Genomic DNA, 22551 nt, shown 5'->3' on the forward strand with positions numbered 1-22551 from the left:
TTAGATTATTGAGGATCAAAGCAAGAGGTTATCGAAATCAAGAACGATTTAAAACAGCAGTGATGTTTCACTATGGTAATTTAGATATGGGATTTTGAGTCTGACCACCATGATCGGGGAAGACCCAAATATCAACACATTTAAATTTAACTTAAGTCGGTATATAGTGGTATAAGGCTTAGTTTTTATAATTCTATTAAACAAAAACTAAACTTTTATCTTTAGAGCTTATTTAAACTGAATATGTAACGCTTCTATCGGTAAGGAAAATACTTATTCCGTTTTATAATTCCAACATTAAATTTTATAAGGTGTTAATGATTATGAATAAAATATTAGTCCTGATAGTCTCTTCATTTATAAGCTTTTCAACCCTAGCTGCATCTGAAATATCTAAAGATGAAGCAAAAAATTTAACAAAAGTTGAAACTATTAGTCATACTGATAAAACAGTAAGCTCTGCAATAAAAAAAATATCAAACGATGCTGATAATAAAGGAATAGAGTTTTTTGTAATAACTGAAACTACGCCTGAAGGAAATGGTAATTCTGTTACAGTTATTGGTGAACTGTACAAAAAATAATTGATAGTTATATTTTATGGGCGAAACTATTTCAAAATCGCCCATTTTTAAATTTTAACGTATTCCCATCTATAATTATTTATCTTATTGCTTTACCAACGACTTGTTCTAACGTACTTTTTTCAATAAACGCCTCAGACGACAACACACGATTAAAGCCTTTACCCGCGCAAGAGATCAATGTTTATAAATGAATGTTCCCTTGTTATTTACGCTAAGCTTCATCTAATTCTTTACCTCGCCCTTTGCAGGAATAGTGCTGTGTTAATTGCTTCTTGGGTGATTGACCACTTTCCTGATCATCGTTGTTATCTTTAGCTTTTTGTACGCAAATATACCTAGATAAACTATCCCCCTTGCATGGGAAGATGTTGACTTAGATGTAGGAACAATTACAGTGAGACGCAATTGGACCGCTGCAAAACAATACACCTTAGCAAAACGAATGCGGAAACTGATAAGATTATTGTTTTACTCGAGCCAGCAATAAATGCATTAAAAGCTCAAATACCATTAACGTATATGCAAGAATCAGTTAAAGTTAACATACGTCTGTGAGAATTTGATAAGACACGTAAAAACAAATACGCCTTTATATTCTATCCTAGTATCAATACTCGTGATTATACGATTAAAAGCGGTCGCTATCCCTCAACAACTCTCGGTGATATGTGGGATAGAGCAAATAAAAAGGCTAAAATAAGGCATCGAAACGCTATCAAGCTAGGCATAACTTATGCTTGTTAGGCGTTTTTAGCGGGTGCTAGCCTACTTTTTTGCAATATAAATTTTTTGCAATATAAATAGGAGGGCTAGTTCCGTGAAAATGATTTTTATGGTTTATGGTTATTGGATGCCAGAATATAATAATATTCAGGTAGGTAGCTAAATTTAAAGCTTTTTAGTCATCCCCCATCCATGCCCTATAAATTAAAGGTTGTTTAACTTTTTGCTTATAAAACAAAAGGAAAAGTAAATTGGCTCAATACGTCTACAGTATGTATCGGGTTGGAAAAATTGTTCCACCGAAACGTCATATTTTAAAAAATATCTCTCTGAGCTTCTTTCCGGGGGCTAAGATCGGTGTTTTAGGTCTTAATGGTGCAGGTAAATCGACATTACTACGCATCATGGCGGGTATTGATACTGATATCGAAGGTGAGGCACGCCCACAACCTGGCCTGAAAATTGGTTATCTCCCCCAAGAACCTAAACTGAACCTTGAGCACACTGTACGCGAAGCGGTTGAAGAGGCCGTTGGTGAAGTTAAGCGTGCATTAACTCGTTTAGATGAAGTTTATGCCGCCTATGCAGAAGAAGGTGCCGATTTCGATAAACTAGCGAAAGAACAAGGCGAGCTAGAAGCGATTATTTCAGCCCAAGATGGCCATAACCTTGATAACCAACTGGAACGTGCTGCTGACGCACTGCGCCTTCCTCCTTGGGATGCAAAAATCGAGAATCTCTCAGGGGGTGAACGTCGCCGTGTGGCAATTTGCCGTCTGCTGTTAGAAAAACCAGACATGCTGCTGCTTGATGAACCAACTAACCACTTGGACGCCGAGTCTGTTGCATGGTTAGAGCGCTTCCTACACGATTACGAAGGAACTGTTGTCGCTATCACGCATGACCGTTACTTCTTAGATAACGTGGCAGGTTGGATACTTGAACTTGACCGCGGTGAAGGTATTCCTTGGGAAGGTAATTACTCTTCTTGGCTTGAGCAAAAAGATGAACGTTTAGCGCAAGAAGCTTCGACTGAAGCAGCTCGTCGCAAGTCTATTGAAAAAGAACTTGAGTGGATACGTCAAAATCCGAAAGGTCGTCAGGCTAAAGGTAAAGCGCGTTTAGCTCGCTTTGAAGAGCTCAATAGCGTCGAATATCAAAAGCGTAACGAAACTAGCGAACTGTTTATTCCACCTGGCCCACGCTTAGGTGACAAAGTTATCGAAGTTGAAAACCTAAGTAAATCTTATGGTGACCGCGTTCTGATAGATAACCTGAACTTCTCGATTCCGAAAGGTGCAATTGTTGGGATTATCGGTCCTAATGGTGCGGGTAAATCAACCCTGTTCCGCATGATTTCAGGCCAAGAGCAGCCGGATTCTGGCTCTATCACATTAGGTGATACCGTAAAAATCGCCTCTGTTGATCAATTCCGTGATGCAATGGATGATAGCAAAACCGTGTGGGAAGAGATTTCTAACGGTCAAGATATTATGCGCATCGGCAACTTTGAAATTCCAAGCCGTGCCTATGTGGGTCGCTTTAACTTTAAAGGCGTTGACCAAGGCAAACGCGTTGGTGAGTTATCCGGTGGTGAACGCGGTCGTTTACATCTAGCCAAACTGCTGCAAGTGGGGGGTAACGTTTTGCTGCTCGATGAACCAACCAACGACCTTGACGTTGAAACCTTGCGCGCGCTGGAAAATGCCCTGTTAGAATTCCCGGGCTGCGCCATGGTTATTTCCCATGACCGTTGGTTCCTTGACCGTATTGCAACACATATCATTGATTACCAAGATGAAGGTAATATCACGTTCTTTGAAGGTAACTTCTCTGAATATGAAGATTACAAAAAACGTACTCTTGGTGCGGATGCGCTTCAGCCACACCGGATGAAATACAAAAGAATGACGAAGTAGTCATGAACGATGAAACGGCACCCTCGAGTGCCGTTTTTTATTAAGTGACTTTATTTTTTATTGAGTGACTTTATAAGTCATCCAACATCAATAACTGCTGAACTAGCGTGACACATTCTAAAAATCGAGTATCGTAGTCTGGTGATTCCACGCGCACAAATTCAATATTATTTTTCTTAAGCATCTCAATAAGTAAGTTTTGGAAGGCTTTTCTGTCTTTATCACTGCCTAAACTCCGTAGCCCATCAGCAACCCACGGGGTGTTGTTTTCCAAAACTATCACCAAATCGAATCGATACTCATCAATCAGAGCTTGAACAAATGGATGCTCTTTCCCTTCATAGCGCAAACAAAAGGCTTGTGTGGTAACAAAATCTGTATCAATAAATGCGACTTTATTGGCATATTTCACCGCAAAATCAATGTATTGAGCATGGCCTAAAGCGATTTTATCGTAATCAGAATATTGCAATGCCATCTCATCACCACCGAGGTGACTAAACACATAGTCACGGCCATATTCCCATGCACTGGATGTATTGAAAATATTCGCTAACTTATTGACCAACGTGGATTTACCACTCGATTCACCGCCTAAAATCGCCACTTTACGTACAAAGAAAGGTTTCACTTCTGTAGGGATGTACTCCCAATAGCGGAACGGGGCTTGGCGAATTTGGTTTCCGCTAATATTCATAAACGTGCGCTCAGGGTCGACCAAAACGGTTTCAATGCCTAAATATTTTTTATAGCGAGGTACATCGTTGACCTCACCTGAATAAATAAAGCTCGGATTGATATTGTGTTTTTTCAAAAAACCTTTCATGCCATCACTCCACACTTCCCAACCGTGTGGATAAGGCTCTATGCCATTTTCATCAAATGAATGAATACGTATATTTTTTTGATATTTAAAGGTTTGCAACAACCAACGAAGGCGGTCACTGACTGTAGGTTGTTGTGACATTGAGCTGTTCACAAACAGGTCTTTGTCCCGTGGTTCATCATGACAAAGGATCACATGCAGTTCATCCACTTGGCTACACGCCCGTTGGATCAAATAGATATGCCCTGTATGCAATGGATAGAACTTACCAAACACTACACCAATGGTTTTTTGCTGATTGGGATATTCAAGGCCTAAAAAGCGATGAAGGGCGGCAATTTTTTGTGCGCTGGGGCTTTTTATTTTGTCGTTAATCAACTGGCTGAGATAGCCTTTGGTCATATCTGTCGCTTCCGCAACTTGCTGTAGCGTATAACCCGCTCGTTTAATTGCGTTTTTAAGATAGTCAAAATCAGCCATGGATTTTCCTTTTTACGTTAAATGGTAACGTTATAGCTCATCTAAAATGCTGAGTGCATCTGCAAGTTTCTTCACCCCATAAACTTTCATATCTGGCGGTGATTTTTTGGGCATATTCGCATGAGGTACGATAGCGCGTTTAAAACCATGTTTTGCCGCCTCAGAAATCCGCTCTTGACCACTTGGTACTGGGCGAATTTCCCCTGCCAACCCGACTTCACCAAAAACCACGAGGTCTCTAGGCAAAGGACGATCACGAAAACTGGAGACAAGAGAAAGCAATAATGCTAAGTCGGCACTGGTTTCCGTAACTTTGACGCCACCAACCACGTTAACAAACACGTCTTGGTCAGACATTTGTAAGCCACCATGCCGATGTAACACCGCTAACAAAATTGCCAAACGGTTTTGCTCTAACCCAACGGCAACGCGGCGCGGATTCGACATCATTGAGTGGTCGACAAGCGCTTGAATTTCCACCAGCAATGGCCTTGTCCCTTCCCACACCACCATCACAGAGCTGCCTGAAGTAATCTCATCACCACGGCTTAAGAAAATCGCAGAAGGGTTACTGACTTCTTTTAGGCCTTGCTCTGTCATCGCAAAGACCCCTAATTCATTGACTGCCCCAAAGCGGTTCTTATGGCTTCGCAAAGTACGAAAGCGGTTATCCGCATCACCATCTAACATAATAGAGCAGTCAATGCAGTGTTCGAGGACTTTAGGGCCTGCCAGCGAGCCATCTTTCGTCACGTGACCCACCATAATAATGGCCACTCCGCGCGTTTTCGCAAAACGGGTAAGATAAGCCGCGGTTTCCCTCACTTGTGCCACACTACCCGGTGATGATTGAATATCCGCCATATGCATCACTTGGATGGAATCTATCACCATCAGTTTAGGTTGTTCTTGCTCTGCGGTTAGACAAATTTGCTCAATACTGGTTTCTGATAGCATATTGAGGGAATCCGTTGGCAATCCTAACCGATGCGCTCGCATGGCTACTTGCTGTAGCGACTCTTCCCCTGTGACGTACAATGTCTTCATTTCACGGGATAACAGACACATGGTTTGCAGTAATAAGGTACTTTTACCGGCCCCCGGATTTCCCCCGATAAGAATAGCACTTCCGGGTACAACCCCCCCACCAAGTACACGGTCAAACTCTTTGAAACCGGTGGTAAAGCGGGGCAGTTCTTCGAGGCTAATTTCAGATAATTTCTGAACTTTACTCACCCCAGCGGCATTCCCTGCATACCCCGTTAAGCGGTCATTGCGCGATGAAGAACTTGCTGAGGCGAGACGGACTTCCGTAATGGTATTCCATGCATGACAAGCGCTACACTGACCTTGCCAACGCGGATAATCCGCACCGCATTCATTACAGACAAACGCCCTTTTAACCCCTTTCGCCACAACAAACTCCTCTTGATAATTAACTTAGTTATAGATTGATGCTAACTCATCCTATTCAAAATGGAGTGTGTTGCAGCAAGGCGGCAAGTAAAGCTAAGCCAACACCGCTACAGCACAAGCCATGAAGAATATTTACCGTTCCTCGTGCTTCAAGCCCCCGCTTAAAACACACAAAACCCCCATCAGGTCAGCGTGGCGGATAGCCACTTTAGACCTTGCATATACCTTTGGCTTGGCATGATAGGCAATACCAAGACCCGCTTTACGGATCATCTTCAAGTCATTTGCCCCATCACCGATTGCAACGGTTTGTTCAATGGGGATTTCCAACTTTTCAGCTAATTTAACCAAAGTTTGCGCTTTATACTTCGCATCCACAATCGGCCCTTTGACTTTACCCGTTAACTTACCATTTTTGATTTCAAGTTGGTTCGCAACAGCCGCCACAAGTTTTAAACGTTGACGTAAGTTATCCGCAAAGAAAGTAAAACCACCGGATGCAATGGCAATGTGCCAATTCATCGCTTGCAGTTTACGCACCAAGTTAGTTAACCCCGGCATCAGAGGCAGTGTTTCCAGCACTTGGTCAAGAATGGCCGCGTCAGCGCCTTCGAGTAAGCCGACACGAGCACGTAAACTTTCAGTAAAATCGAGCTCCCCTTGCATGGCTCGCTCAGTGACCTCCGCGACCTGTTCACCCACACCGGCTAAGCGCGCAATTTCATCGATACATTCAATTTGAATCGCCGTCGAGTCCATATCCATCAATAACAGACCCGGTGAACGTAGGCGCGGAATTTGGCCTAATGGCACCACATCTAATAAACATTCATCAGCGAGTTTTTTAATTCGAGGTGTAATACTTCCAGCGATCCTAACCACTTGGTAGTCATCGATGCGCCATGAAGATACAATCACAATGGCGATCCCTAATCGCTGTTGGAAATTACTGATACGAGCTTTATCTAAGCCGCGACCATATAGTAACCACCCACTATCACCAGCGCGGTAATCTAATGGCATGACTTCCTCACCACTGAGTGAGAGTGGCAAACCGGGCCATTTTTGGATTTCATCGGGTAAATAGCAGTAGGTCAAACTCGTTGACATGAAAATTAGCTCCTGTAATCGATATAACTTTTTATAATGATAAGTTGCGAGCAGCCGAACGAAGCCACTATACTAAATTTTAAGGCGTTATGACCTTATGTTTTTGCGGTTAAAACTGCAGATAACCCAGATTACTTTTTTATACTCAAAATAAGTCGAGAGCACCAATAAAGCAATGAAACTCACCTTTAGACTACACAAAACCGTTATTATTGTTATCTGCGTTGCGTTAGTCACCCTACTGATGCATGGTGTCTCATACTTAGGCCATAGCCAAACACAAAGCCGAATCGAGCAGTTTAAACAATTAACTTATGTACTTGCTGAACAAGTGGCATTTAGCTTATCTGATTATATAGTTCCCGGCAGCAAAGATTTTAATTTAGAACGAATTAATGCCAACCTAAATAATGTAGCAAAAGATAAATATATTTTAGATGCAAGTATTTATACAGCCAGTGGTGCGTTAGTGACACAAGTCGGCGAGCCGACTACCGTGAAAGAACGGTTAGCCATTGATGGCAACTCCTCACTACAAAACTTTCAGTACCAGCTTGTTGTGCCTATTCAAGGGGCAAAAGAGCCTAAAGGCTACCTGCGCCTAACGATTGATACCGAGTTACTTTCCGCTGAAATCCAGCAAGCCGATAACAGTACCAACGTGCTACGAATTTTTATTCTGTTTGCGCTCTGTATTGGGTTTGTTTTAGCTAACACACTGTTACAGTTGAAGAAAAAGAAAGGCCACAAACAGCCACCGCCGCTTGTCGTAAATACTGATGAGAATAGCGATGACAGCCCTGAAGAGAAAAACTCGGTAGATAAAGAAAACGAAGCCAATGTGTCGGCACCACTAAAACCTGTGCGTCTAAAACGGAAAAAAGCACCTCGCCCTTATCGACCTAAGCGGCCTGCTCCGAAAAGCAAGCCAACCCAGTCTGATAAGTAACATCGATAACTTAAATTGATGTGGTGTCAAATACGATAGGGGCGATGAATTCCACTCGCCCATCCACCAGTAATGTTTCTGGCGGTACGGGGAAAGGTGCCGCACGCGAAATCGTCGCTAGAGCTTCTTTATCTAAAATCTTAGTGCCCGATGAATTCAACAAACTGGCCGTGATGACCTCACCTTTGCTGTCCAACGTCACTTTGACCTGAGAAACCCCAGTGGAGCGAAAACGCAGTGCCGCACGTGGATAACGTTTGGATTTCGCAATACGTTGATGCACTTCACTTTGCCAACCTTGATGACCACTGACAGCCGCAGACGCATTACTGGAAAAGTTCGCACTACTGTTTGCCTCGCTACCAGAAGCGGGGGCAGAGGTCACGGTAGACTCTTGGGTTAAAACGGGCGCGTCTTCAAATACCTTTTTCTCTTGAGGTTGTTTTTTCTTTGGCGGGCGTTTTTTTTCAGTCACTTTCGTCAAGGTGCCATTATCCACCATTGCTGTCTCAGGGAGTTTTTCAACCTTTTCAACCACATCAGGCAGCGTTTCTTCACGGGTCGCCATTTGTTGTTTTGGCGCGTGATTGACTTCAGGCTCTACCTGTTGCTCCAATTGATAAACGCCAAGTTGCAATGAAATAGCGGGCGGTAATACCCCTGTCTTAGGTATTGATGAGGTAAACCATCCGATAAAAATGATTGCTAGTGTTCCGTGGAAAAGAAAACTTAAAAACAAACCGCCCAGTGGACGGAAAATCGGGCGTTCTAACTTGCCCGTCATACTGCTCATATTCTGCCTCACGACTTTATTTTTTGCAGATTATAGGCATAATACAAACAAAAATGATATTCATTATTATTAGTAAAGATATAAAAATTAAAATAACATATTGATTTAAAATAAAAAGTAATCTGAGCAGATTATTAATCAGCGCAATCATCGGTATCCACTCCCTCTGCTTGTGCTCTTTTATGACATTAACACCAGCAAAATGACCATTGATAAATCCCTTGCCCGTAAAATTAGCGGTGCATATCAGTTAACATATAGCCAGCTTGTGCGCTTTTTCCGCAATCGGCTAGACAACAGCAACGATGCTGATGATTTATCACAGGATGTGTTTACACTATGGCTTAACCGCAAAGAAAAAACACCGGTAAAAGAAAGTCGCGCTTACCTGTTTAAAATTGCTAATCATGTTTTGATTGACCATTGGCGACGCAATCAGCGCCAAACTAAATCAGAGACCTCCATTGATGAGGTGGCACATGAGCTCAATTTTGAACAAAGCCAAGCTGATCCCAGTGAAATATTGGAACATCAGCAACGCATTCAACGGCTAAGTGAAGCGCTCGAAACCTTACCTCCACGTCGGCGAGAAGCATTTTTGCTGTATCGTTTTGATGGGCTATCTCAAAGTGAGATTGCTGAACGAATGGAAATTTCAATCAGCATGGTGGAAAAACACATTGCGGCAGCGTTAGTTCATTGTAAAAAACACCTTGATAATCAGGGTAATAACCAGTAATGACACACAATTCGTTGCCAACAAAAGATGATGAAAACCGCATTGATGAAGAAGCTGCGCTATGGTTCACTCGTATGCACAGCCAACGCATCAGTGCCCTTGAAACCGAGCAATTTAAGCAATGGCTCGCGTCATCGTCTGCCCATGCAAAAGCCTATGATGCAATTGCTACCGTATGGCGAGATTTTGATGCAATGCCGCGCCCTGCAAGCGTGAAACTGGCGGAGGAAAAACGCCCTTTTTTTCGCTTATGGCGTCCGTTGGGTAATACGTTAGCGGCATTTTTCATTGCCGCAATTTTGTTTCTGCCCTACAGCCACCTGCCATCCATGTTGCTTAATAACATGACTTTGGTTACCACTGACTCACCAAAAGAAGTCACTTTGCCAGACGGTTCTTCATTGTTTCTCAACCGCAATACACGTATTCAGGTCGCCTATGAGACCCCAGTTCGGAATGTCTATCTAGAAAATGGGAATGTTTATTTCAAAGTGAAGTCTAACCCCTATCGCCCGTTTATCATTCAGGCCGATAAAAGACGTATTCAAGTGGTTGGTACTGAATTTGAAGTGAACAAAGAGGCCCAACAGATTTCCGTTAATGTGAGCCAAGGGATCGTCAGTTTCCAAAGTCTCGAAAATGATCACCCTGTTTTTCTCCTTGCAGGAGATAGCGCGGTCAGTCAAAGTCCTAATAGCCAAATTACCCGCCAACATATCGATACGCGAGATGTCGCCCGTTGGCGTTTTGGCGAGCTGGTGTTTGTTGATAAACCCTTATCTGAGGTGCTCAATGAACTGAAAAACTATTCCTCCTTCAATATTGAGCTGTCACCGATTAGCCTAGCCAACCGTAAAATCTCAGGCCGCCTCAATTTGCGCCAGCCTGATACATTCTTTCAAGCACTTCCCTCGCTATTACCTGTACAGGTCATCCATCAAGATAAAAATAACATCTTGATTATTCAAAATAAAAAAAATAAATGAAAAATATTTTCATTTACAGGTGAGGATAATTCTCATTTCACCCTCTTCTTAGGTAGTCATTATTTTATTGACCATTTTTCGCACACTTTTTGTGCAGCTTAAGAATAAGGGATATCCATGTCTATTCAGTTTACTCAAAGCCGATTAAGGCCGCTCGCCCTTGCTATCGCGGTGAGCAGCGCCATTGTTTGTCAGTCTGCATCTGCACAAGAACTGGCATTTTCACTGCCAGAACAGTCACTTGATAAATCCGTTGCCGAAATTAGCCGTCAGAGCCAAATGCAACTGCTTTATGATAAAAGCCAGCTTAATGGCCTACGAGCCCCTGCATTATCGGGTAACTACTCAGCCCAAACCGCATTACAAAAAATACTCATCGGTAGCGGCTTAGAGTTAGTCAATGAAAATGGGGTTTTGGTTATTCGTCAGCAAAACCTAAACCAAGGCACCTTAGTATTACCGGAAACTCAAGTTTCTGGCGTGGTACAAAACCACCCTGCGACCGATGTCATGTCAGCACCGCAGTATGTGACGTCTGAAGAAATTAGCCAGAAAAATACTGGCGATGGCAATATTACGGACTTGATGAAAACCAACCCTGCCGTACAGTTTGCCAATAGTGACAGCAACTCCATGAACCAAGGGGAAATTAAACCTTCACGTATTTCCATTCACGGTTCAAGCAGTTATCAAAATGCCTATCGTCTGGATGGCGTGAGCTTTAATAATGACTTTGACCCTGCGGACAATGGCCTTGGTGAAACCTCGACTCGACTAAGCAGCAGCGACCAAGGAATTTACATCGATAGCCGTCTTATCGACAGCATGACGGTGTATGACAACAACATCCCGGTCGAATTTGGTGGGTTTACAGGGGGCACCGTTGAAGTGAACAGCCGCCGCTGGCAAGGGGAAAATAGTGCTCATGCCTATTACCGCTTAACTCGCTCAGGCTGGAATAACCTATTCCACGACTCCACACAAGGCATTGATACCACTAAAAATGATACCGCCAATCCTGCTCGCTTCCAAAACCGTTACGACAAAAGCGACTTTGGTGGTTGGTTTGAAGCGGGTGTGACCGATAATTCAGGTATCGTATTCTCTGCCTCGCGCCGTAGCTCCACGATCCCAATGACAGTCGTTGGTGGTGAAGCTTATGTGCTTGAAAATAACCAGATTGTACCTTTTGATGGCTTTTATGGTAAAAAAAATCAGCGCCGTACCTCAGATAACTACTTTTTAAAATACTCAGTAGATTTATCAGATAAGAGTTCATTTGATTTATCTGCCAATTATGCCAATTATGATAGTCGTCTATTTTCATCAACAATTGCCAATTCAGGGTACGACTCCACCCATGATGGACTTGGTTTTACCGCCGTATACAAACAAAAGTTTGATTTAGGACAACTTGAAGTTACAGCAAGTACACAAGACTTGAAAGATAACCGAAAAAATGACCAAAAATACTCTCTAACAATCCGTGCTTTCGATGACAACTGGAACATGGTTGAACAAAATAGTGGCGGTTTAGGGGATTTGGAATCAAAACAAAAAACCCACGGCTTAAAAACCGTGATGCGTTTTGATCCTAAAGAAGACGGTTTAGGCTTAACTCATAATCCCACATTAGGCGCAGAGGTTAATTACACCAAAGGGACTTATGTGCGTGATCATGACTATTTCCGTTATACCTATACCGGAGAAATTGGCCCAGACAATATGTACTCTGGCTACCTTAGCAACGTAACCCGTTTTCGCCAAGGTGCTTATTCCGCAGATTATACTAACTATGCCCTTTTTCTTGATGACAACATTCAATATGGCAAGTTAACGCTCCGACCGGGGGTTCGTCTCGATCGTGATGACTTCGTAAATCGTACCAATATCGCGCCCCGTCTGAGTGGAACCTATGATGTCTTTGGTGATGGTAAAACTCAAATTATTGCTGGTGCTAACCGCTATTATGGCCGCTCAATGCTAACTTATGCACTGTATGGTGCACAAAATGATGGCATGCAAAACTGTATGGCATATAGCGAATCAATGGCTTGCTCTCTCGATCCAAACAAAAATGATTGGGATAATCAAAAAGATTACGAGGGATTAGAGTCATTAAAAACACCTTATAACGATGAACTGACCCTTGCACTACAACAAGATATTTTATCCACGACATGGCGCCTGCAATATGTTCACCGTGAAGGGTATGATGAAGTTAGAAACCGTACCAAGTACGATAACCCTCGTGACCCAAATACGCGCAGTATTCGTACCTTTGACAATGGTGGGCGCAGTTCTCACGATACCGTAACCTTATCGGTAAAAAATAGCCAACCGTGGGAATGGGCCGAAGCTTCCCATGTAATGGCTGCATCATTCACTTGGCAACAAAGTGAAAGTAATACACCGAAAGATGCAGGCTATAGTTCCTATGACCCAAGCAACCGAGTCAATCTCGACAAAGTTTCTTATAACGGCAAAATCATCGATGCATCCAAGCTACCATCAACCAGTTTTAACTCTCCAATCAAGCTTAATTTAGAGTTAACCAGTGTTTGGGATGATTACGACGTCACTTGGTATAACCGCCTGCAATGGTGGGGGGCTCGCTCCCAAGCTGTGCGCTATGACAATGCGTACGATTTTGACCCTGAATATGGACAAGTTCGTAAGTACACCAAGCAACACTTCGCCAGTAAATATACATGGGATACTCGCCTAGGTTGGAAGCCTGATTTTGCTTATGGCTTTGGTGTTTCTGTTGAAGTCAATAACATATTGAATAATAAAAATATATCTGAACGATTTACCTACGATAACCGAGTCATCAAAGCCTATGATCCGGGCCGTCAGTTCTGGTTACAAGTCAATTACGATTTTTAAGTCATCACCAGCAATGTGAGCAATAAAAATAATATAAGCAATTAAAAACAACAAATGAATAAAACGTCATGAAGACACTGAAACAATTTTTCTATTTAGTGAAACCTTTTTGGGGGCAGCGTGCTGCCCTTTTGTGCTGGATACTGCTGTTTGCCTCCTTAGGGCTCACGCTGTCATCCGTCTGGTTCAACGTCAAAATGAACATGTGGAATGGGGATTTTTATAACGCCCTACAAAAGCTCGACGGCCAAGCCCTATATGGCCTGTTGCAGTACTTTGTTGTCTTAGTCAGTGGGCTAATTTTTGTCGTTGTTATGGGTAATTACCTAAAACAAATGCTGATTATCCGCTGGCGCAAAGGCATGACCGAGCAAGTCCTCAGCCGCTGGCTATCCCCCAACAGTAAACACTACCTGTTAAGATTAACCGCCCAAGAACCGGATAACCCAGACCAACGTATCGCCGAAGATATCCGTTTACTGATTGAATCGACGCTAAATTTAGTGGTGACATTCCTCCACTCAATGCTAACGCTGGTTTCATTCGCAGCCATTTTGTGGACACTCTCTGGCAGCCTCTCGTTCAACTTTGCCGATAGCGATTGGACTATCCCCGGTTATATGTTTTGGGCCTGTATCATTTACACCTTGATTGGTATCGCCCTCACCCAGTGGATTGGCTTTCCACTACGGCGCTTACATATGGATAAACAGCGCCGTGAGGCCGATTACCGTAGCTCGCTAATTAACTGCCGCCAACATGGTGATGCTATCGCGGGGCAACGTGGTGAAAACCAAGACAGAAAAGAACTGATGGGACGCTTTGGTGAAATCATCAGTAACTGGAACCGCCTGATCCGCTGTGAGCGGAATCTCTCTTTCTATACCGTTGGCTACCAACAAGTAACCGCCTTAGCGCCTGTATTACTGGCTTTGCCTAAATTCCTTGCGGGTGAAATCATGCTAGGAGGCCTAATGCAGCTACGCCAAGCCTTTACCAGTGTTGCCACCTCTCTCGGTTGGTTTATTTTCGCCTATAAAGAAATTGCCGCATGGCAAGCCACGGTTTCGCGTTTATATAATTTTGTCGTCTTGTTGGAAAATGATAACAAGGCCGCCGTGACTATCAACGAACAACAAGCCCCGCTGACAGCAAATCTTTCCGTATCAACGGCAGATAACCGCTGCCTGCTTAGTAAGGTCAACTTAACCGCTAAACAAGGTGAACTCACTCTAATCTCAGGTCGCTCCGGTATTGGTAAATCCACTTTATTGCGTACACTAAGTGGCCATTGGCCATTTTTCAACGGCACAATCACGCGTACAGAGCACGTAATGTGGGTTCCTCAGCGTCTCTATTTGCCCATTAGCCGCCTTGATAGTTTACTCGCTTACCCACAGGCGACTTCTTCATTTAGCCAAAACGATTTCCAATATGCACTCACCCTCGTTGGGTTGGAAAAACTACATCATCAATTAGCCTTAGAAACTGATTGGAACAACCGACTATCCGGTGGTGAACAGCAACGCGTGATGTTTGCCCGACTATTGCTCAATCGTCCAAAACTGCTTTTATTGGATGAAACCACCTCTGCGCTTGATGAAAACAGTGCATTAGAGCTACTCGCTCTATTAAAAGCTGAATTACATGACAGCGCCATTGTTTTGGTTAGCCATCAGAGCTTCGTTGCTCAATTTGCGGAACAACAAATATTGCTCGTTGAACCTGCGAGTGAAAAATCCTTAAATACAGGAACGCCTAAATATGCTTCGTAAAATTACCTTCGCCACACTGGTAAGCATTCTGCTCGGTGGCTGCGCAGGCAGCACATCTGTGAGCCAAAACTCAACCTCACTGTTACCCGTGCGCGGTGACCTGCAACACTATCAACTCGAAAATGGGCTGCAAGTTTACCTTCTACAACGCAATCAACCCGGCGTTGAACTGCGTTTATTGGTCAGTAGCGGTTCACTGCAAGAAAATGAGCAACAACTTGGCCTTGCGCACTTTACTGAACATATGGCGTTTAAAGGCACCAAACACTTTCCGGGAACAACTGGATTCAAACAGCTTGAACACCAAGGGCTTAAACTGGGAAGCCACGTCAATGCCATCACCAGCTTAAACTCCACGCTATACAAACTTTCATTACCTGAAGCAACACCGGCTCAGGTCGCAACTGGCCTACAAGTTATGGCAGATTGGGCGTCAAATATGACCTTTGACCAAGACGCCTTTGAAAAAGAACGCCCCGTAATCGTTGAAGAATGGCGTTTACGCCAAGGAATGGGCTATCGCATCAATGACAGTCTAGAGAAATTACGTTATCACGGTAGCCGTTACGCTGATCGCAACCCAATTGGTTCATTAGATGTAGTACGCAATGCCCCTATTGAACAAGCAAAAAACTATTATCAAACATGGTATCAACCTCAGCGAATGTCACTATTAATTATTGGTGATTTCAATAGTTCATTAGTACGCAATCAGGTTGATAATTTATTTGCGCTCCCTAAACCCGAAAAAGTGGCAGAAGATAACCCGCAATGGAAACAATTTGCCCATTCAACCAATATGTTAGTGCAAGGCGTGTTTGATAAAGAGCAAGGGGCACGTTATGTGCAATTCGCTTTACAAAAGGATGTTAGCGCACCGCTAAATAGCCGCTTAGGGCAAACTGAAGACCTACTCGATAACCTGTGGCTGGCTATTTTAAACCAACGCTTCTCCGTCATGGTCGACAATGGTGTGTTGCCATCCATTAGCATCAATGAACAAGGGGCAATGTTAGATAACCTGCGCTTACAACAGTTAATGATCATCCACCCAAAAGGTAATGATTACCAAGGTGCGACCGAAATTTTATTTACAGAGCTACAACGCCTTGCCACTGAACCCGTTACCCAAGAAGAACTTGATTCGGCAAAGCAAGCCATGTTGAAAAAATTCAGCCTACAAGCCGCTTCTGAGCAACGTTATAGTAATGAATATTTAGCCGGACAACTGACGACAGCCCTTGAATACGATATGCCAATGTGGAATAAACGCCAGCAGTTAGATAACAGCTACCAATTGATGAAATCAGTTAAACCGCAAGATTTACAACAGCATGTTGCAAAATTCCTACAAGTTGCCTCCCCTCGTTTGGCCTTAATTGGCCCAGATATAGATGCACAATCTGTTGACAAATCGGCATTCAATCAACAATGGCTTAAAATCCGCCAAAGTACTCCAGGGCCATTTACTCTGCGTTCTAAAGCAATTCAATTACAGTTACCTCAAGCCCCCAAAGGCAATATTGTTGAGCAGTCTAAGCTCCCTGTTGAAAAAACGGAACATTGGACGCTAAGCAATGGCATTCAGGTGATTGTTAAAACAGATAAAAACCTAAAAGATGATATTCAATTTAACTTGCAATTACCGGGTGGTCGCTCATTAGAAACACCGCAAACGGCAGGGTTAACCGATTGGGCATTAAAACTTCCTGAAAGCAGCGGCTATGGAAATTACAGCGCACGGGATCTGGCTTTGCTGGCAAAACAAAACCAAATTAGCATTCGTCCATACAGTGAATTGCTCACACATGGTTTTCGCGGAAAAGCCCCTGTTGATAACCTTGAAACGGCACTACAGCTACTCAACCTAAAGTTAACAGCCCCCCAATTTAGCGGCGAAAAGTTAGAGCAACAAAAACAGTCCTTTGCGTTAAACTTAACCAAAACACCAGTAGAACGTACCTTCCTCGATAATATTAATCAGGAAAGCTATACTCACGGTGAATTCTTAGTGATAAATCCTCAAGGTGGTTGGCAGCAATTTACCGCACAACAATTGCAACAAGCCAACCGTCAATTACTCACTTCAACAGCAGATATGACACTGGTAATTACAGGTGCAATGAATAGCCGTGAGCTAAAACCGCTGTTAGAGCAATGGGTTGCATCACTCCCTCAAAGTAACCAAAAACTGGCATCCCGTGACCAAGGGATTATGCCCAAAATGACCAGCTTTAATAAAACTTATCCCATCAGTAGCAGTGATAAAAGCATGGTGAGCATTCAATATGCAGCCCCAGCCGTTTGGTCACAGCAAGATCAACTGGCCATGCAATTGATTGATACTATTGTGAGCCAACGTTTACGAGGTGAGTTAAGAGAGAAAGCGAGTGGAATTTACGCATTAGGATTCTCACAAATGCTAGCCAAAAAGCCACAGCCTTATTATCTTGCTCGATTGAATTTCACCACCTCGCCAGAACGTGCACAGGAAATGACGCAAATCGCCCAAAAAACGATAGGGCAAATTAGCCAAAGGGGGGTGAGTGAGAAAGAATTAACCGAAGCGAAAAATATTTGGCTAACTGAGAATTCTCAAGTGACTGATAGCTCCAGCTACTGGACCGAAGCTCTAGCACAAATTGCTGCAGACGATGGGCAATACCAACGCTTAAACCAAGAGCAAACCCTTGTTCGCCAACTAACGGTTGAGGATATTAACCGCTTAGCTCAGCAGTATTTAGGGCAGAACAGCAAAGTGTTTATGATGACGCCTTAATATAAGCAGAACCAACAGTTTAATTACAATTAGACTGTTGGTTTTCTTGCCACATTAACCGTGCTCTTATTTAAATGAATGCTTTACGTAATAAATAAAATTTAACACTCGATTATTTAAGTTATTTAATAATGAAGATAGACGTTCTTGAAATGATATTTTTTTAGACTTCGCTATTTCAACCTCTAGTTTTAATTGTTCCATTGAAATGTTCAAATAATGTTCAATATCGTTAGTAATTTCATTAACTTTAGTTCTTTTACACTGTAGCATATTGATAATTAAATCAATTTTAGAGGAAAACGGTTCTATTTTTATGTTACTTCTTTCTTTATTAATGACTTCAATCACAGAATCTACAATACTTTTAGGCATTTTACTCACAATTAGCATTGATTTAATTCTATTAATAGCAGCATCTATAATTTTATTTTTTTCTTTAACATACTTATCATATGCATTTTTTTCTTTAACATACTTATCATATGCATTTTTTTCTTCGAAACATTTACTATCATATTCAGACTTCAACAATCCAACATCTAAATTTATTTTATCTTTTATAAAGTCAATAATTCTTTCATCCTTTAAATTATCACTAAATTCTGTTAAAAATCGCCTGCCCTCGCTGGTAAATTTATTTTCAGAGAGAATACCCTTGAGAAAAATTATTTTATCAATACTTTCAACTCCTTTGAAAATATCAAAATCAGAAAATTTCTTTATATTTTTAATGTAGTCATTATACTTAGATTCGTTTAGCTTAAGTTTAACTAAATACTCATTTGAATAATTAATAAGGTATTCTTTAATTTTTGTGATTGTTTCTTTCTGGAACCCTTTTTTTTCAAGTAAAGACTCTATCGCGTAGGTTGCAACTCGACAGGATGAGTTATATATAGATAGAAAGCGCTGTTCTTGATACAAGTGAAGAACTTTACTCTTATCATCATTCCTTATTAAATTAGTAATTTTCACAAAAACATTCTCAAGTTCCTTTCTTATATTATCTTCATTTCCAATCGGGGCTTTTGTTCTAATGTAACTCATCAAAAATTTTATATAACTCAATTCTCTCTCAGATAAAGCCTCTCCTTTTTTTAAATTATTAATTAAATCATCAAAACTGTTACATTCAACCTTATTTATTTTTTCACTCTCCTCATCCCTCTTGCTTTTTTTTAACTCTATTCCACTTTCAAAATTACTTGCTATTTTCTCTACCGCATGCTGAATCTTTTTTCCTATCCCCCCATTCAAGTTTCTACTTTCATATTTATTTTCAGCACTCGATATCTCCTTATCTTTAACACCTATAGGTTGGGGCATAGACCCTTTATCATTAAGGTTTATCTTTACACTTTTTTTTATTGAAAGATCACTATCAACTTTTAGCCCTTCATTAAAATATTTATCAATTTTTCTTTTAGCTTCCCCTTTAGACTCAATATCCCAAGCATTTTTTATTTCACTCCACCCTGAATCACCCTTATTTTTAATTTCTCTTATTCTATTTATCATTACATGGCTATTACCTTTAAAAACATTTGGTTTATTTATTATTTCAATAACCATATCATTCAATGACATAGATAAATATTTTCTTTCATCAAAATTTTGTTTCAAAAGAGTTAGCATATCAATCTCCCTCTAACTTCCTTTTATTCTTAATTTAAAGGCATCATGAAAAATAATATAGAGTTCGATTAGTTTTTTATATCAAATAACGATTATAAAACACTCAATTTATTTCACTATTTTTCATATAATAATTCTTATATCTCATTGACATAGAATGTTTTTGATGTGATTAATATATTCTAGAAACGACAATGACTAAATGAGAAAAATAATGAATAACTTAACCATTCGCAGGGCAACACTGAGCGATGTACCGGCAATCACTCAAATGCATGCTGACTATTCAGCCTATGCCAACACCTTACAACTCCCTTATCCAACAGAAAAAACGTGGGAAGCTCGCCTTGGGGCGAATGACCCGCTCGTTACCCAGTTTGTCGCCACTATTGATGATACGGTTGTCGGGCTACTCGTTATTCATCAACCCAATCAATTACGCCGCCGCCATGTGGCTACCTTCGGTATTACCGTCAGTGAGGCATACCAAGGCAAAGGGATAGGCTCGCAACTGATGCAAGTGATGGTGGATTACTGCGATAATTGGCTCAATGTCCATCGCATTGAATTGGAAGTGTTTGCAGCAAATGGCAATGGTGTTGGACTATATGAAAAGTTTGGCTTCGAACAAGAGGGCAGAATGCGCGATTATGCGTTTCGTGATGGGCAGTATGTTGATGCCGTGATGATGAGTAGGATCAAAAAATAACCACAAAAAATGCCACGCTATACGTGGCATTTAAAAATCATCTCAGTATGTGATTAACTGATTACTTATCGCCTAATAATACTGAATCCAATGCAATTTCAATCATTTCATTGAATGTAGTTTGACGCTCTTCTGAGGTGGTTTGTTCGCCCGTTTTGATATGATCAGACACAGTACAAATTGTCAGTGCCCGTGCTCCGAATTCCGCAGCCACACCATAGATACCAGCAGCTTCCATCTCAACACCGAGAATGCCGTATTTTTCCATGACTTTAAACATATCAGGATCAGGTGAATAGAATAGGTCTGCAGAGAACAGGTTACCCACACGTACGTTAACGTTTCTGGCTTTTGCTGCTTCAACCGCATTATGTACTAAATCGTAATCTGCGATTGCTGCAAAGTCATGATCTTTAAAACGTTGACGGTTAACTTTAGAGTCTGTACATGCCCCCATACCAATAACAACATCACGTAATTTTACGTCATCCATTACTGCACCACATGAACCAACACGGATCAGTACTTTAACACCGAAATCAGTGATCAGCTCTTTCGCATAGATAGAGCATGAAGGGATGCCCATACCGTGACCCATAACAGAAATTTTACGGCCTTTGTAAGTCCCTGTGAAACCTAACATACCACGTACATTATTGACTTGGCGAACATCTTGAAGAAAAGTCTCAGCGATGTATTTTGCACGTAATGGGTCGCCTGGCATCAAAACGACATCAGCGAAATCACCCATTTCTGCATTAATATGTGGAGTTGCCATGATTATTTCCCTTTAGACAATTAAATATTTTAAAATGAATAAGGTGGTTCCCCACCTTATTCAGACTGCTGACAAATATATTATGTTTGGCAGCAAGTCATATAGGTTTTGAAAATAAGCTAGGAAAATCAATTCATTGATTTTCGGCTGATAACACAAAGCGGGAAAAACCACGCTTTTATCCCGCTTTGTCAACAACCTCAATAAGGTGGTTCCCCACCTTATTATTAGAGCATCGGTTTACCATAATCCATTGGAGACAGGTCAAAGTATTTCGCAACTGTTTGGCCAATATCAGCAAATGTTTCGCGATGGCCTAATGAACCGGGTTTTACTTTTGGACCATAAATCAGAACAGGAATGTGCTCACGAGTATGATCAGTTCCCGCCCAAGTTGGATCACAGCCGTGGTCAGCCGTTAAAATCAAAATATCATCCTCTTTAACCAGCTTCATCAGCTCAGGCAAACGGCGGTCAAATAATTCTAATGCCGCTGCATAACCTGCTACATCACGACGGTGACCGTATGCAGAGTCAAAGTCAACAAAGTTAGTGAAAACAATCGTGTTATCACCAGCCAGTTTCATTTCTTCAACAGTGGCATCAAATAGCGCATCAATACCTGTAGCTTTAATTTTCTTAGTGATACCAACATGCGCGTAAATATCAGCAATTTTACCGATAGAAACGACTTCACCTTGTTTTTCATCAACTAGTTTTTTCAATACAGTTGGTGCTGGTGGCTCCACCGCTAAGTCATGACGATTACCTGTACGTGTGAAGTTACCGGCTTTGTCACCAACAAATGGACGCGCGATAACACGGCCAATGTTATAACCACCTTTAGTTAACTCTTCACGTGCGATTTCGCACAACTCATACAGTTTGTCTAGGCCATAAGTTTCTTCATGACAAGCAATTTGGAATACGGAGTCAGCAGAAGTATAGAAAATCGGTTTCCCTGTTTTCATATGCTCTTCACCCAGTTGATCCAAAATTACGGTACCGGATGAGTGACAGTTACCTAAATAACCAGGTAAGTTCGCTTTTTCAACTAACGTATCCAATAATTCTTGCGGGAAGCTATTTTCTTCGTTAGAGAAATATCCCCAATCGAACAGTACAGGAACACCTGCGATTTCCCAGTGACCAGACGGCGTATCTTTACCTGAAGAAATTTCGCTCGCATAACCATACGCGCCAATAATTTCCGCATTAGGGTCAAGACCCGCAGGGAATGAACCGCTTGATTCCTCTCCTGCTTTACCTAAACCTAATTTTGTTAAATTGGGTAAATGCAGAGGCCCTTTACGACCAATATCCGCCTCGCCGCGTGCGCAAGCATCTGCAATGTGACCTAACGTATTTGAACCTTCATCACCAAATTTATGTGCATCGTGTGCAGCACCGATCCCAAAGGAATCTAAAACCATAATAAATGTGCGTTTCATATTT

At 41.8% G+C, this 22551-nt stretch carries 16 protein-coding genes; 9 read left to right on the forward strand and 7 right to left on the reverse strand.

Translation table 11 applies throughout. The annotated features are described in order from the left end of the window. Window positions 1-323 precede the first annotated feature (323 nt). The gene (locus tag ACLPIE_RS19270) at window positions 324-584 is read left to right on the forward strand and encodes a YdgH/BhsA/McbA-like domain containing protein (protein ID WP_430263338.1); all 261 of its coding nucleotides are present in this window, start codon (window positions 324-326) and stop codon (window positions 582-584) included. A gap of 977 nt (window positions 585-1561) precedes the next feature. Next, window positions 1562-3229 carry an energy-dependent translational throttle protein EttA gene (ettA, locus tag ACLPIE_RS19275; protein ID WP_430263339.1) on the forward strand — a complete coding sequence of 556 codons (1668 nt, stop codon included), beginning with the start codon at window positions 1562-1564 and terminating at the stop codon, window positions 3227-3229. 70 nt (window positions 3230-3299) lie between these two features. Here the strand turns inward: ettA and nadR are convergent, their stop codons facing one another. The 3 genes from nadR to serB form a co-directional block, all read right to left on the reverse strand. Beyond that, complete coding sequence (gene nadR, locus ACLPIE_RS19280) at window positions 3300-4535, reverse strand: multifunctional transcriptional regulator/nicotinamide-nucleotide adenylyltransferase/ribosylnicotinamide kinase NadR (RefSeq protein ID WP_430263340.1); 1236 nt, start codon at window positions 4533-4535, stop codon at window positions 3300-3302. Window positions 4536-4565: 30 nt separating this feature from the next. Further along, window positions 4566-5951, reverse strand: coding sequence for a DNA repair protein RadA (radA, locus tag ACLPIE_RS19285; RefSeq protein ID WP_430263341.1), 1386 nt, complete (start codon window positions 5949-5951; stop codon window positions 4566-4568). Between the two features lie 132 nt (window positions 5952-6083). Next, window positions 6084-7061 carry a phosphoserine phosphatase gene (gene serB, locus ACLPIE_RS19290; protein ID WP_430263342.1) on the reverse strand — a complete coding sequence of 326 codons (978 nt, stop codon included), beginning with the start codon at window positions 7059-7061 and terminating at the stop codon, window positions 6084-6086. A gap of 175 nt (window positions 7062-7236) precedes the next feature. On the opposite strand from serB, the gene ACLPIE_RS19295 reads away from it, so the two are divergent. Beyond that, a complete protein-coding gene (locus ACLPIE_RS19295; protein WP_430263343.1) occupies window positions 7237-8010 on the forward strand; it encodes an AhpA/YtjB family protein in 774 nt (257 codons plus the stop codon). 10 nt (window positions 8011-8020) lie between these two features. Here the strand turns inward: ACLPIE_RS19295 and ACLPIE_RS19300 are convergent, their stop codons facing one another. Further along, a complete protein-coding gene (locus tag ACLPIE_RS19300) occupies window positions 8021-8803 on the reverse strand; it encodes an energy transducer TonB (RefSeq protein ID WP_430263344.1) in 783 nt (260 codons plus the stop codon). A 202-nt stretch (window positions 8804-9005) separates the two neighbouring features. Between ACLPIE_RS19300 and ACLPIE_RS19305 the strand changes: the two genes are divergently transcribed. The 5 genes from ACLPIE_RS19305 to ACLPIE_RS19325 all read left to right on the forward strand — a co-directional run bounded on the left by ACLPIE_RS19305 (window position 9006) and on the right by ACLPIE_RS19325 (window position 17971). Next, the gene (locus tag ACLPIE_RS19305; protein WP_430263345.1) at window positions 9006-9542 is read left to right on the forward strand and encodes an RNA polymerase sigma factor; all 537 of its coding nucleotides are present in this window, start codon (window positions 9006-9008) and stop codon (window positions 9540-9542) included. Beyond that, window positions 9542-10528 carry a FecR family protein gene (locus ACLPIE_RS19310; RefSeq protein ID WP_430263346.1) on the forward strand — a complete coding sequence of 329 codons (987 nt, stop codon included), beginning with the start codon at window positions 9542-9544 and terminating at the stop codon, window positions 10526-10528. Before ACLPIE_RS19305 ends, ACLPIE_RS19310 begins: the two co-directional genes overlap by 1 nt. A 117-nt stretch (window positions 10529-10645) precedes the next feature. Beyond that, window positions 10646-13417: a secretin and TonB N-terminal domain-containing protein gene (locus ACLPIE_RS19315; protein WP_430263347.1), complete on the forward strand. Its 2772-nt coding sequence runs from the start codon at window positions 10646-10648 to the stop codon at window positions 13415-13417. Between the two features lie 68 nt (window positions 13418-13485). After that, window positions 13486-15192 carry an ABC transporter ATP-binding protein/permease gene (locus ACLPIE_RS19320; protein ID WP_430263348.1) on the forward strand — a complete coding sequence of 569 codons (1707 nt, stop codon included), beginning with the start codon at window positions 13486-13488 and terminating at the stop codon, window positions 15190-15192. Beyond that, window positions 15182-17971: a M16 family metallopeptidase gene (locus ACLPIE_RS19325; RefSeq protein WP_430263349.1), complete on the forward strand. Its 2790-nt coding sequence runs from the start codon at window positions 15182-15184 to the stop codon at window positions 17969-17971. Before ACLPIE_RS19320 ends, ACLPIE_RS19325 begins: the two co-directional genes overlap by 11 nt. 66 nt (window positions 17972-18037) lie before the next feature. On the opposite strand, the gene ACLPIE_RS19330 is transcribed toward ACLPIE_RS19325, so the two are convergent. Continuing rightward, window positions 18038-19609 carry a hypothetical protein gene (locus ACLPIE_RS19330; RefSeq protein WP_430263350.1) on the reverse strand — a complete coding sequence of 524 codons (1572 nt, stop codon included), beginning with the start codon at window positions 19607-19609 and terminating at the stop codon, window positions 18038-18040. A gap of 214 nt (window positions 19610-19823) precedes the next feature. Here ACLPIE_RS19330 and ACLPIE_RS19335 point away from each other — a divergent pair, with 214 nt between their 5' ends. Beyond that, a complete protein-coding gene (locus tag ACLPIE_RS19335) occupies window positions 19824-20318 on the forward strand; it encodes a GNAT family N-acetyltransferase (protein WP_430263351.1) in 495 nt (164 codons plus the stop codon). Window positions 20319-20379: 61 nt separating this feature from the next. Here ACLPIE_RS19335 and deoD read toward each other — a convergent pair whose 3' ends face one another. Together deoD and deoB are read right to left on the reverse strand one after the other, a co-directional pair. Beyond that, window positions 20380-21096: a purine-nucleoside phosphorylase gene (gene deoD / locus ACLPIE_RS19340; RefSeq protein WP_430263352.1), complete on the reverse strand. Its 717-nt coding sequence runs from the start codon at window positions 21094-21096 to the stop codon at window positions 20380-20382. A 227-nt stretch (window positions 21097-21323) separates the two neighbouring features. Continuing rightward, entirely contained in the window at window positions 21324-22547 is a 1224-nt protein-coding gene (gene deoB, locus ACLPIE_RS19345; RefSeq protein WP_430263353.1) for a phosphopentomutase, read from the reverse strand. Window positions 22548-22551 lie beyond the last annotated feature (4 nt).

The organism is Providencia sp. Me31A (assembly GCF_050487165.1).
GTDB lineage: Bacteria > Pseudomonadota > Gammaproteobacteria > Enterobacterales > Enterobacteriaceae > Providencia.